The organism is Xaviernesmea oryzae (genome assembly GCF_900109605.1).
Taxonomy (GTDB): domain Bacteria; phylum Pseudomonadota; class Alphaproteobacteria; order Rhizobiales; family Rhizobiaceae; genus Xaviernesmea; species Xaviernesmea oryzae.
Genome location: NZ_FOAM01000009.1, coordinates 48,097 through 59,954, shown reverse-complemented (window position 1 = coordinate 59,954; position 11,858 = coordinate 48,097). Strand labels below are relative to the sequence as shown.

The following is an 11,858-nucleotide window of genomic DNA, read 5'->3' as shown; positions in this document are numbered from 1 at the left end:
CGAAGCAAGGAGAGCTGAGCCCGCCTGACCCACCTGCAGAAATCCTGCAAGAGGAGGTGGCAGAATGTGCCGAGCGTACCGCTTAGACATGAACATTTTTGTGATGGCGCTTGCAACTCGACACGGGCCACCTAGTTAAGGTTAATGGCGCAGGTGGGATAAAGCGCTCCAAAACCTTGGGAGGAAGCCATGAAAGCAGCGGATCAACTTCAGGTCCAATATGATTTTCGCAGCGGCACCGTGCTGCTGCAATGCCGCAATCGCAGCCATGTGATCCGGGACAAATTCCGGACCAAGGAAAGTGCGGAAGCGGCAGCCGTGGAATTCGCGCGGGAAAATTGGGACTACAAGGCCAGCAACGCCATGCCGCTGGCTGCACATTGATCCCTCAAGATGGCGCTGAGGCTGAATTGAGCCCAATCGGAAAAACAAATGCGATCCGGCTCTTGAATGCTTCGCCCGATACACCATCTTAAGCCGCATACATCGTTTCCAGCTGCGTGACCACGGATGTACTGGCACCGCTGTCGAGACGATTGAAGGAAGGTCGGGTTTCATCGCCCGGCCTTTTTCTTTGCCTGCGTTCTGGCGGCATCAATCTGCAGATCCGCGGCACAAAGCCACAAAAGCCCGAAAGCGCCTTGACCTTCCCATGATGGGAAGCCCTATCGTCTGGAGGATCGCCGGCGTCTGTGCCTGCACAGGCCGGCTGTTTCTTGAAGGAGACGCACATGACCTACGATTTTTCCATCCCCGACATGAGCTGCGGCCATTGCGTGAAAGCCGTTTCAGGCGCGATCGCCGACATCGATGCCGCAGCGGAAACCCGCATCGATCTCGCGGCACGCACGGCCACCATCGTCTCCGCTCTGCCGCCCGAAGCCTTGGCCAAGGCCATTGAAGATGCGGGCTATGCCGCGCGGCGGACGGCCTGAAGCGCCTGACCATGCGAAAGCGCTGGCCGCATCACGAGGCCGGCGCCCGCCCTGCGCGGTCACCACGCGTAGCAGCGCGCGACAAAGGCCTCATCCATATCCTTGATCCGGCCCCGTCGGAGAAGCCAGACCATGATCCATTCCGCCACCCGCCCTGCCCTTTCCTCGCCGGACACGCAGCCTGAAGCGGCAAAACAGTCTTCCGTGACCACGTTGACAATCGAAGGCATGAGCTGTGCTGCCTGTGTCAACAGGGTGGAGCGGGCGCTCAAAGCCGTTCCGGGCGTGGCCGAGGCCACTGTCAACCTGGCGACGGAGCGCGCGACCATCCACCCACAGACGAGCGAACCGAATGGCGGCCTCATCACCGAGGCGCTGATCGCGGCCGTTGCCAAGGCAGGCTATCAGGCGCGCGACATCAGGGCTCAGGAGCGCGAGCGGGCAGCCGCCGACCAGGAGGCGCGTCGCCAGCATGACCTGAGCGCGCTCAGGCGCGCTGTCTGGATCTCCGCCGGGCTGACCCTGCCGCTGTTCCTTCTGGAGATGGGCGGCCATATGGTCCCCGCCTTCCATGCCTTCGTGATGGAAACGATTGGTTTTCAGGGAAGCCGTATCCTGCAATTCGCCCTCGCTAGCGCCGTGCTTTTCGGCCCTGGCCTGCGCTTCTTCCGCCATGGCCTGCCGGCCCTGTTTCGCCTGGCGCCTGATATGAACGCCCTGGTGGTGCTCGGTACATCGGCCGCCTGGAGCTATTCCACGCTCTCCACCTTTCTGCCCATGCTCCTGCCCGAGGGCACGGACCACCTCTATTTCGAGGCTGCCGCCGTTATCGTCACGCTGATTCTCGTCGGGCGGCTCTTGGAAGCCCGTGCCCGTGGACGGACCAGCCAGGCCATCCGCCGCTTGGCACGCCTCCAAGCAAAAACAGCCAATGTGGAGCGTGACGGCGTCATTCTGAGCGTGCCGCTGGCCGAGGTCGTCGTCGGCGACACCCTGCGCATCCGTCCGGGCGATCGCGTTCCGGTCGATGGTGTCGTGATCGATGGCCAATCCTTTGTTGATGAATCGATGATTTCAGGCGAGCCACTCCCCGTGGAGAAAGCGGGCGGAGACCGGGTGCTCGGCGGCACGGTCAATACCACCGGCAGCTTCACCTTCCGCGCCACCCATGTCGGGGAGGCGACGCTGCTGGCCCAGATCGTGGCGCTCGTCGAGGCAGCGCAGGGTGCCAAGCTGCCGATCCAGACCCTGGCGGATCGCGTGGTCGGCTGGTTCGTGCCCGCGGTGATCGTGGTCGCAGCCCTCACCTTTTTTGCCTGGCTTGCCTTGGCGCCTGCCCCCGCTCTGCCTTTCGCGCTGGTTCAGGCCGTGTCCGTGCTCATCATCGCCTGCCCATGTGCCATGGGCCTTGCCACGCCCACCTCGATCATGGTCGGCACCGGACGTGCGGCCGAGTTCGGCGTGCTCTTTCGCAAGGGTGAAAGCCTGCAAGTGCTGAGCAGCGTATCGCTAATCGCCTTCGACAAGACGGGAACGCTGACCGAAGGCAGGCCGCGCCTGACCGATCTGGTTACCCTCGGCCTTGCCGAGGCCGATGCGTTGCGCCTGGCCGCCTCGGTGGAGCAAATGTCGGAACATCCGATCGCGCGCGCCATCGTCGAGGCTGCGCAGGCGCGTGGGCTGGCGCTGGCCAAGGCGCTGCGCTTTGCCGCCCTGCCCGGCCTGGGCGCCGAAGCCGAGGTCGATGGCGTGATGGTGACGATTGGCGCCGACAGGGCGCTGGCCGCGCGCGGCCTTGACCTGTCGGGCTTCGCCGATCAGGCCCAGGCGATGGCAGCCGAAGGCCGCACACCCATCTACCTTGCTGTCGATGGCCGTCTGGTGGCCTTGCTTGCAGTCTCGGATCCCGTTCGTCCAGAGGCGAAGCAAGCGGTGGCCGCGCTGCGTCAGGCAGGGCTGAAGCTTGCCATGATCACCGGCGACAACAGGGTGACTGCCGACGCCATTGCCCGCCGGCTCGGCATCAACCATGTCGTGGCCGAGGTGCTGCCATCCGGCAAGCGGGACGCAGTCCGCGCCCTGAAGGCCGGAGGCGAAAGCGTGGCCTTTGTCGGTGACGGCATCAACGACGCCCCGGCGCTGTCGGAGGCCGATGTCGGCATTGCCGTCGGCACCGGCACGGATGTGGCGATCGAAAGCGCGGATGTGGTTCTGGTCGCTGGCAACCCGCTGGGCATCGCTCGTGCGCTCACCATCAGCCGGGCGACGCTGGCCAATATCCGCCAGAACCTCTTCTGGGCCTTTGCCTATAATGTCGTGCTGATCCCGGTCGCGGCGGGCCTGGCCTATCCCGCCTTCGGCCTGCTGCTGTCGCCTGTTCTTGCCGCCGGCGCCATGGCGCTTTCGAGTATCTTCGTGCTGGCCAATGCCCTGCGGCTGCGCCGTATCGATCTGGAGGCACGCACATGATGACAATAGGTGATGCCGCACGGCAAAGCGGCGTCTCGGCCAAGATGATCCGCTATTATGAGAAAATCGAGCTGATTTCGCCGGCCGGACGCAGCGAGGCGCACTATCGCACCTATGGCGCGGACGATGTTCACGCCCTGCGCTTCATCCGCCGCGCCCGCGACCTCGGCTTCTCCGTCGAGCAGATGAAGGCGCTCCTGGCGCTCTGGCGCGATCGCTCCCGCGCCAGCGCCGATGTGCGCGCCATTGCCCAGGCGCATATCGCCGAGCTTGAGCGCAAGGCGCAAGCCATCGCCGCCATGACCGGAACGCTGCGCCATCTCGTCGAACATTGCCATGGGGACGATAGGCCGGACTGCCCGATCCTCCAGGATTTCGCCGGCGGCCATGAGGACGAATCCGCTGTGCTTCCCCGACTGACCACCAAATTCGGCGCGGCGGACCGGGCGTGAGGAACGTGTAAAGGTAAGTCGGAGCTGCCGCGAGGCTGTCTTTGCCACGGCGATGCGCCGCGGCCCGTCTTGCCCTCTGCCTTGGAAGCGCCTATGGCTTGCCACGAAAAGGCTTCAATTGGGCGGAGTGCGGGCTTTGGTCCAGACGAGCGAAAGGCTGACGGCCGGCACGGCAGTGCCCGCCCATGGCATTTCCTTCGGTGATGCGCTTCTTGTCTGGGCGCGCATTGCCGCCTTGAGCTTCGGCGGTCCAGCCGGGCAGATCGCGCTGATGCATCGCGTGCTTGTGGAAGAAAAGCGCTGGATCGGCGAGCGCCGTTTTCTCCATGCCTTGAATTACTGCATGCTGCTGCCCGGCCCGGAGGCGCAGCAGCTTGCCACCTATATCGGCTGGCTGATGCATGGCGTGCGCGGCGGCCTGGCTGCCGGGCTGCTCTTCATCCTACCGGGATTCCTGTCGATCCTGGGTCTGAGCTTCGTTTATGTGCTTTACGGCGGCACGGCGCTTCTGGACGGGGTTTTCCTCGGCCTGAAGGCGGCGGTGCTGGTCATCGTCGTCCAGGCGCTGCTGCGCATCGCCAGCCGGGCGCTGAAAGGCCGGCTGCAGGTGGCCGTTGCCGTTGCCGCCTTCCTCGCTTTGGCGGTTCTGCATCTTCCCTTTCCGCTGGTGATCGTGCTGGCCGGGCTATTCGGTTTTCTCGCTTCATGGCTGAGCCTGCCCGGCTTCGACAGGCGCGCCACAGCGCCCATTCCGGGCGCGGCCGCGCCCTCCGACGAAGGCACCGCACTTGGCGAAGCCGTTCCCGCTCATGCCCGGCCGACGGTCGGCTGGTCGCTGAAGATGGCGGCCATCCTGGGCCTGCTCTGGGCAGCTCCCGTGCTGGCAAGCTGGCTGGTCTTCGGCCCCGGCAATGTCTTCACGGCCATCGGCCTGTTCTTTTCCAAAATGGCCGTCGTCACCTTCGGCGGCGCCTACGCCGTGCTGGCCTATGTCGCCCAGGAGGCGGTTGGCCATTATGGCTGGCTAAAGCCCGGCGAGATGCTGGACGGGCTGGCGCTGGCCGAAACGACGCCGGGACCGCTGATCATGGTTCTGCAATTCGTCGGTTTCCTCGGCGCCTATCGCCAGCCCGGCGCCATGGCGCCGCTGGAGGCGGCGACGCTCGGGGCAGTGCTGACCACCTGGGTCACCTTCCTGCCCTGCTTTCTCTTCATCTTTCTCGGCGCACCCTTCATCGAACGGCTGCGGGGCAACCATTCGCTCTCGGCCGCGTTGTCGGCCATCACCGCCGCGGTAGTGGGCGTGATCGCTAATCTCGCGCTCTGGTTCGCGGTGCACACGCTGTTTGCCGACGTCGTCTCCTGGCAGGCGGGGCCAATCACCCTCGACCTGCCACAGCCGGCCTCGATCAGGCCGTTCGCGCTGATGTTAACGGCGGGAGCAGCCTTTCTGGTCTTTGCCATGCGCGTGTCCGTCATGCCGCTGCTCGGTCTGGCGGCGCTGGCCGGCATCCTGATCAACCGCCTGTCCTGACCCATGCGCATCGCTAATCTTGCACGCTCCCCTTTGATCAAGACAGGCCCATGCGCCATATCTCCCTGAAAACCTCATCCCACGAGCGGTCCGTCGGCGGACCGGAAAGCCAATGACGACATCCACGGACCATTCCGTCGCGCAGAACGCGGACATGCGTAAATTCCTCGTCCTCGTGCTCGGCTCCATCGGCGTCGTCTATGGCGACATCGGCACAAGCCCGCTCTACGCCTTCCGCGAGGCGCTGCGCCCCTTCGCCCACGATGGCGTCAGCCATGAAGAAGTCGTCGGCCTGATCTCGCTGATGGTCTGGACGCTGACGGTGATCGTCACCTTCAAATATGTCCTCTTCCTGCTGCGCGCCGACAATGACGGCGAAGGCGGCACGCTGTCGCTGCTGGCGCTGTTGATGAAGAAGGCCAGCCGCTACAACAAGGTCCTGTTCTTTGCCGGCATCATCGGCGCAGCGCTGTTCATCGGCGATGCGATGATCACGCCAGCCCTGTCCGTGCTGTCGGCGGTGGAAGGACTGAAACTGGTTACGCCTGCTTTGTCGGATTATGTGCTGCCGATCTCGGTGGCCATCATGGTGGCACTGTTCATGGTACAGTCTCGCGGCACGGCGGCCGTGTCGAATTTTTTCGGCCCGATCACCGTGATCTGGTTCCTGGTCATGGGCATCGGCGGCGCCGTGCACATCGCCGACGACTATACGATCCTTCATGCTCTCAACCCGTTGCATGCCATCAGCTTTCTCGGCCATGCCGGCTTCGTCGGGCTGATCGTGCTCGGCGCGGTGTTTCTGACGGTCACGGGGGCGGAAGCGCTTTACGCCGATCTCGGCCATTTCGGCCGGCGGCCGATCCAGGTCGCCTGGTTCATCCTGGTCTTCCCCGCGCTGGCGCTCAACTATCTCGGCCAGGGTGCACTGGTGCTCGACCAGCCGGAAAAGATCGAAAACCCCTTCTATCTGATGTTTCCCGAATGGGCGCTGCTGCCGGTGGTGATCCTGGCCACGCTTGCCACCATCATCGCCAGCCAGGCGGTGATCACAGGCGCCTTCTCGCTGGCCCGCCAGGCCATCCATCTCGGGTTCCTGCCGCGTCTCGAAGTCTGCTTCACCTCCGAGACGAATACGGGGCAGATCTATGTGCCCGCCGTCAACACGCTGCTGCTTGTCGGCGTACTGCTGCTGATCTTCACCTTCGGCTCGTCTGAATCGCTGGCCACGGCCTATGGCATCTCGGTCACCGGCGCGATGGTGGTGACCACCATGCTCTCGTTCCAGTTCCTACGCGTCGTCTGGGGCTGGAAGCCGATGACGGCGGCGGCCTGCCTCCTGCCGCTGTTCCTGCTCGAATGCATCTTCCTTGCCGCCAATCTCCTGAAGATCCATGATGGCGGCTATGTGCCGGTGCTGATCGCCGCCGGCATCATGATCATGATGTGGACCTGGCGCAAAGGCACCATGCTGCTGCGCGAAAAGACCGCGCGCCACGAGATCCCGCTGGAGGCCTTCATCGCCTCCATCGAACGGAAATCGGACCACGCGCCGGTCGAAGTGCCTGGTACGGCCGTGTTCCTCACCAGCGTGCCGGACAAGACGCCGGCCGTTCTCCTGCACAATCTCAAGCACAATCACGTGCTGCATCAGCACAATGTCATCCTGACGATCAAGACCGCCGGCATTCCCTATCTGCCGGAAGAGCAGCGCTTCACGCTGACAAAGATCTCCGAGCGCTTCACTAAGCTGGAGCTCAAATTCGGCTTCATGGAGACGCAGAACGTCTCGAAGGCGCTGGGCCAGTGCCGAAAGGCCGGCTTCAAGTTCGAAATCATGTCGACCTCTTTCTATCTCGGCCGGCGCAAGCTGGTGGGCGACGCGAAATCGGGCATGCCCCAATGGCAGGACCGGCTGTTTATCGCGCTCGCAGGGGCAGCCATCGACCCTTCGGACTATTTCCACCTGCCGGCCAATCGCGTGGTCGAGATCGGCGAGCAGGTGGTGATCTGAGACAACGATCGCGGCTGTTGGTGCGCAGTACGCTGCGTCAGGATCAGGTAGATCAGGAAGCCTTGATATGAGGCGGCTCAGCCTCCAGCGCCTCTTTGATCGTATACTCGATCCACTCGTTCAGGCTCGTGCCATGGGCCTCGGCCGCCAAAACAGCTTCTGCATGAAGCTCGGGTGGAAGCCGAAGATTGAAACGTCCTGAGAAGGAGCGCCGAGGCTCGATCCCATTTTCACGGCAGACATCCAGGAAAACCTGCAGGGACTGTCGTCCCTCGTCCAAAAGTCCTGCCGCCGAGTCAGCGTAGAAATCCGCCCCAGCATTCAGGCCGACGAACTCGCCCCTGAACATTCCGACTTCGGGATCGTAGCTGATAACAGCGCGTTCGCCGTCGATCAGCATGACGTTTTTCATGGCCGTACTCCATTTTCTTCAAGCCACTTTCGAACGCTCGCCACTGCGCCCTTATCCGTATCGGGTGATGGATCTGGCCTGTGAAAGACACGAACCTGACCGCGCCAGACGATGGCGACGCGCGACCCTTCTCGCTCGCTGACCACCGCACCCAGTTCACGCAACAATGCCTCGATCTCGGCCCAGCGGATCGTTCCACTCACAGGCCGCGCGAAGATCGAGTGAAGCGTGGAAAGGGATCTCTTCTTCATAGAAAATGGTACTATAAAATGGTACTATCGGTAAAGTGCCGGGTGGCTTGATGCATTTTAGTTTGAAGCATAAAGCGATTACCGCTCAAGCTTTCAAAGCGTAGACCTCGACAGGCTGGTCCAGCCCGCGCAGCGGAAAAGCGCCGAGCGGCTCGACCCGGTCGTCGGCGCCGGCCGCTTCAGCGAAGGCTTGGGAGACGAGAATCGGGCGGCCGATGTCCTTTGTCAGCGTTTCCAGACGCGATGCCGTGTTGACCGCCGGGCCGATGACGGTGAAATCGAGCCTGAGCCGCGAGCCGATATTGCCATACATCACGTCGCCGACATGGGCCCCGATGCCATAGGCCAGCGCCGGGTGGCCGGAGGCCTGGCTGGCCTCATTGGCAAGCTTCAGCCGCTCGCGCGCCTCCAGGACAGCCGTCAAGGCCCGGGCGCAGGCGTCGGGTTCATGGAGCGGGAAGATGGCGAGCAGCCCGTCACCCATGAATTTCAGGATCTCGCCACCCTGGCGCTCGATCGGCTCCGAGAGCGCATCGAAATAGCCGTTCAACAGCTCGATGACGTCGTCGCGCGGCCAGTGATCCGAAATTTCGGTGAAGTTGCGAAGGTCGCAGATCAGGATCGCGGCCTTCACCGTCACGCCGCTGCCGCGCGTCGTGGCGCCTGCGAGAATCTGCTCGCTCGCATGCGGGCCGACATAGGTTTCGAGCAATGTGCGGGCCATCCTGTTCTTCAGACGGATCTCGCTGACCAGCGCCAGCGCCGGCATGAGATCGGACAAGAGCGACAGATGCGGCGGCTCGAAGCCCTGCGCCGCCGTGGTCGCGAAGCTGACGACATGGCGGCGGCCCAATGTATGCACCAGCGGCCAGGCGATATAGTCCGTCGTTCCCTCGGCCTTCAATTCCGCAAAGAAGGGAAAGTCCGGCTCGGCATGATCCGTCCGCCAGAAGCTGCGGCGCACCTCTTGCGCGCCCTGATGGATGGCGCTGATCGGGCTTTCCAGATAGACGGCGCTATCCTCCACGCCATGATCGAAGGTGGCGATATCAGGCTCGTCGAGATCGTCGCGCCAGAGAATGCGCGCGCCGATCCATTGCGGATGCAGGATGCGGAAATGCAGGCTGGCGCGGGTGACCGGCACCCCCGCCCGTTGCAGCCGCACGCACAAGGCCTGGAAGATATTGTCGATGAAGCGCTCGTCGCGCGTTTCGAGCATCAGCCAGTCGAGGAGGCTGGAGCGCTGGCGTGGCCAGTCGCCCGGCGGAACGATAAACGGGTCGGCGGTCGGCAGGCTGTCGGACATGGCGCTCTCTATCAAGCGGGATGCTCTTCGGATCGGCCGGCCAATGATGAGGTCCCGCCGCAATCCATATAGGGCTTCGCGTCGTGCGCGTCAGCCTTCCGTCGCCCGGAAAACACACAGCCCGTCGTTTTCTTCACGCCCGCTTTTGCCTGAACCCGCTCAGTCCACCGCATGCGCCTTTCGCATCCGCTTCAGGCCCCACCAGACCACCAGCACCACGACGGGCACACAGGCGCCGGTGATGATGGCGGGGTCCGTCTCGTAAAGCTGATGCTGAAGCGCCTTGGCAAGATAGCCGATCAACCCGATGACGTAATAGGAGATCGCCGCGACCGAGAGGCCCTCGACCGTCTGCTGAAGACGCAGCTGCTGGGTGGCCCGCCGGTTCATCGAGGCGAGCAGGCCGGCATTCTGCCGCTCCAGCTCCACATCGATCCAGCTACGGATCAGCGATGTCGCCCGCGTCAGCTTGCGCGAGAGATTGGCCTGGCGCTCCTCCACGGAGCGACAGGTCCGCATGGCCGGCGCCATGCGTTTTTCCAGGAAGGTGCCGATCGTTTCGTGATCGGATGTCGGCACTTCGCCGAGAGATTGCAGCCGTTCCTGGACAATATCGTAATAAGCGCGGCTGGCGCCGAAGCGATAGAGACTGGCAGCCGCATGCGCCTCGACCTCCGAGGCGAGCACGGTGACCTCCGACAGGAGTGCATCGGCATCCTCATGCGCGGTCCGGCGCATGCGCTCGGCAAGGCTGGCAAATTCGCTTTCGATCCTGGCGATCTGCGGCGACAAGGATTGGGCGAGCGGCAGGCCCAGCATGGCAAGCGTGCGATAGGTCTCGATATCGCACAGCCTCTGCACAACCGAGCCGCGACCGGCCTGGGAGAGACCATTGTCGATCAGCAGGAAGCGCGTGAGGCCATCGCCATCCTGGCGAAAATCGGTGCGGATCGTCGCCTGGCCGCGCCGCACGCGGCTGGCGCAGGTGCTGACCTCGTCGAAGACGGCGCTCTCTTCGTCGAAGTCGCTGCCGCGAATCTCCACCCGCATGCCTGATATCATCGGCCCAGGCGGAACGAAGCGGTCGCCGAAAGGATGGAGATTGACCGCATCGCCGAAGCTCTCCGGCACGGGACCGTCCCAAAACCAGGTGGAGAATTCGGTATGCCGCTCCCAGCGCAGCGTGCCGGTGGCGAAGGGGACCGTGTGGTGGCGGGCGCCGGCTTCGGGAGGCGCGACGCCACAGGCGCGCGACAACTCCGCCAGGGAGGCAATGTGCGCCTCCGGTCCATCCACCATCAGGAAGGCGAGTTGGAAGATGACGCGTGGACACGCGAGAAGGGCGGACGGCCGGGCATGGATCTCGCCCAGCACGACGGCGCGATCCTGCGCGACGGGAAAAGCGAAACTGCCTCTGGCCATAAACCTGTTCCTTCGACTGCCGGCACCATAAGGCCGAGAAGCAAGACTGCATATGCGCGCGATCTTATCGAAAAGTCCTTAAACCGGCGTCGATTTGCGGACTGATGCAAAGGCAAAAAATGCAACGGCACGGGCGTCCGATTGACCGCAGGGTGCCTCGGTCCTTCCCACTTGGCCAGGATGATCCTGCTCGACGATGTGCTGCCGCAAGGCGGGACGAGATTTCAAGGCTGAGCATGATGCAAGGCGGCATCGAAGGGAACCCATTCCCGCTTCGCTCGTTCATGTGCCAAGCGGCGCGCCAATGGCTCCGGAACGTGTTTTGCGTGCGGACTGTCACGTTCGCCAGGCTGATATGACATCCTGCCCAAATGGAATGACGCCATGAAATCCCTGCTCTCGCTGACCTTCGCGATGGTCGCTTCGCTCGGCCTGCTGATGGGCGGCCTGTTTGCCGCGACCCACGTCTCGACCGAGGGCGAGCCGCACCATTTCAAGCATCTCGGCGCCCCTTTGTGGACCTCAACGCCGCATCGCGTCGATCCTTCCAATATGGCCTATGAACGCATGGCACCCGATCCGGCAATGATCGCGCGAGGAGAAGCGTCCGAGACAAGGCTGGCGGCGCTTGAAGAAAAGCGACAGACGCAGCCGGATGCCCGCACCGAGCTTGCCGCCCTGCCACAGACAGCCTCGACATTCAGCCCCGCCCACATCAGCTATTGCCGCGAGCGCTATCGCTCCTACGATCCGGCCGACAACAGCTACCGTCCGTTTTCCGGTGGCAGCCAGCCTTGCGTCTCGCCTTACATGAACGATCAGGCTCAGGCCACAGCCGAGGACTCAGCCGGCGACATGGTGGCGGAAAACGTGAATGGCCCGATTGAAATCGGCGACGGCGGCGGAGACCTTGGCGCGACAAGCGATGTGCATATGCAGTGGTGCAGCATGCGCTATCGTTCTTACGATCCAGCCAGCGACAGCTATCGCAGCTATGGTGGCGAGATTCGCCGGTGCATTTCGCCCTATAACTGATAGATGCCGGCCCACTAACCGGGATTGA

Annotated in this window: 10 protein-coding genes and 2 pseudogenes; 8 read left to right on the top strand and 4 right to left on the bottom strand. The window is 63.3% G+C overall.

The features are described 5' to 3' along the window. The first annotated feature begins 189 nt into the window (after nt 1–189). The 6 genes from BMX61_RS12865 (at nt 190) to BMX61_RS12840 (ending at nt 7,404) form a co-directional block, all read left to right on the top strand. Nucleotides 190–384, top strand: a complete 195-nt coding sequence (locus tag BMX61_RS12865; RefSeq protein ID WP_075626634.1) for a hypothetical protein — start codon at nt 190–192, stop codon at nt 382–384. A gap of 347 nt (nt 385–731) precedes the next feature. Next, entirely contained in the window at nt 732–935 is a 204-nt protein-coding gene (locus BMX61_RS12860) for a heavy-metal-associated domain-containing protein (RefSeq protein ID WP_075626633.1), read from the top strand. A gap of 132 nt (nt 936–1,067) precedes the next feature. Further along, nucleotides 1,068–3,404: a heavy metal translocating P-type ATPase gene (locus BMX61_RS12855; protein WP_083639339.1), complete on the top strand. Its 2,337-nt coding sequence runs from the start codon at nt 1,068–1,070 to the stop codon at nt 3,402–3,404. Then, nucleotides 3,404–3,856, top strand: coding sequence for a Cu(I)-responsive transcriptional regulator (cueR, locus tag BMX61_RS12850; protein WP_075626746.1), 453 nt, complete (start codon nt 3,404–3,406; stop codon nt 3,854–3,856). Before BMX61_RS12855 ends, cueR begins: the two co-directional genes overlap by 1 nt. Before the next feature lie 136 nt (nt 3,857–3,992). After that, nucleotides 3,993–5,390 (top strand): chromate efflux transporter, encoded by a 1,398-nt coding sequence (chrA, locus tag BMX61_RS12845; protein ID WP_075626631.1) that lies wholly within the window; start codon nt 3,993–3,995, stop codon nt 5,388–5,390. 112 nt (nt 5,391–5,502) lie between these two features. Continuing rightward, on the top strand, nt 5,503–7,404 hold the full coding sequence (locus BMX61_RS12840; RefSeq protein ID WP_075626630.1) for a potassium transporter Kup: 1,902 nt from the start codon (nt 5,503–5,505) through the stop codon (nt 7,402–7,404). A 52-nt stretch (nt 7,405–7,456) separates the two neighbouring features. On the opposite strand, the gene BMX61_RS12835 is transcribed toward BMX61_RS12840, so the two are convergent. From BMX61_RS12835 to BMX61_RS12820, 4 genes are all read right to left on the bottom strand, one after another. After that, complete coding sequence (locus BMX61_RS12835) at nt 7,457–7,816, bottom strand: type II toxin-antitoxin system HicB family antitoxin (protein ID WP_075626629.1); 360 nt, start codon at nt 7,814–7,816, stop codon at nt 7,457–7,459. Continuing rightward, nucleotides 7,813–8,067 carry a type II toxin-antitoxin system HicA family toxin gene (locus BMX61_RS12830; RefSeq protein WP_075626628.1) on the bottom strand — a complete coding sequence of 85 codons (255 nt, stop codon included), beginning with the start codon at nt 8,065–8,067 and terminating at the stop codon, nt 7,813–7,815. Before BMX61_RS12830 ends, BMX61_RS12835 begins: the two co-directional genes overlap by 4 nt. Nucleotides 8,068–8,152: 85 nt before the next feature. Next, nucleotides 8,153–9,373 carry an adenylate/guanylate cyclase domain-containing protein gene (locus BMX61_RS12825; protein WP_075626627.1) on the bottom strand — a complete coding sequence of 407 codons (1,221 nt, stop codon included), beginning with the start codon at nt 9,371–9,373 and terminating at the stop codon, nt 8,153–8,155. Nucleotides 9,374–9,532: 159 nt separating this feature from the next. Next, nucleotides 9,533–10,795 carry a DUF3422 domain-containing protein gene (locus BMX61_RS12820; RefSeq protein ID WP_075626626.1) on the bottom strand — a complete coding sequence of 421 codons (1,263 nt, stop codon included), beginning with the start codon at nt 10,793–10,795 and terminating at the stop codon, nt 9,533–9,535. Between the two features lie 384 nt (nt 10,796–11,179). On the opposite strand from BMX61_RS12820, the pseudogene BMX61_RS25430 reads away from it, so the two are divergent. Both BMX61_RS25430 and BMX61_RS25425 read left to right on the top strand, forming a co-directional pair. After that, a pseudogene (locus BMX61_RS25430) lies at nt 11,180–11,581 on the top strand (BA14K family protein); the annotation flags it as partial. Between the two features lie 144 nt (nt 11,582–11,725). Further along, nucleotides 11,726–11,824, top strand: a pseudogene (locus BMX61_RS25425) (BA14K family protein); the annotation flags it as partial. Nucleotides 11,825–11,858: the final 34 nt, after the last annotated feature.

What these genes read in the sequence shown, in the direction of transcription:
- BMX61_RS12830 (WP_075626628.1), bottom strand. Translation starts at nt 8,067, where the DNA reads ATGAAGAAGAGATCCCTTTCCACGCTTCACTCGATCTTCGCGCGGCCT.
- BMX61_RS12825 (WP_075626627.1), bottom strand. Translation starts at nt 9,373, where the DNA reads ATGTCCGACAGCCTGCCGACCGCCGACCCGTTTATCGTTCCGCCGGGC.
- BMX61_RS12835 (WP_075626629.1), bottom strand. Translation starts at nt 7,816, where the DNA reads ATGAAAAACGTCATGCTGATCGACGGCGAACGCGCTGTTATCAGCTAC.
- BMX61_RS12865 (WP_075626634.1), top strand. Translation starts at nt 190, where the DNA reads ATGAAAGCAGCGGATCAACTTCAGGTCCAATATGATTTTCGCAGCGGC.
- BMX61_RS12860 (WP_075626633.1), top strand. Translation starts at nt 732, where the DNA reads ATGACCTACGATTTTTCCATCCCCGACATGAGCTGCGGCCATTGCGTG.
- BMX61_RS12840 (WP_075626630.1), top strand. Translation starts at nt 5,503, where the DNA reads ATGACGACATCCACGGACCATTCCGTCGCGCAGAACGCGGACATGCGT.
- BMX61_RS12855 (WP_083639339.1), top strand. Translation starts at nt 1,068, where the DNA reads ATGATCCATTCCGCCACCCGCCCTGCCCTTTCCTCGCCGGACACGCAG.
- BMX61_RS12820 (WP_075626626.1), bottom strand. Translation starts at nt 10,795, where the DNA reads ATGGCCAGAGGCAGTTTCGCTTTTCCCGTCGCGCAGGATCGCGCCGTC.
- cueR (WP_075626746.1), top strand. Translation starts at nt 3,404, where the DNA reads ATGACAATAGGTGATGCCGCACGGCAAAGCGGCGTCTCGGCCAAGATG.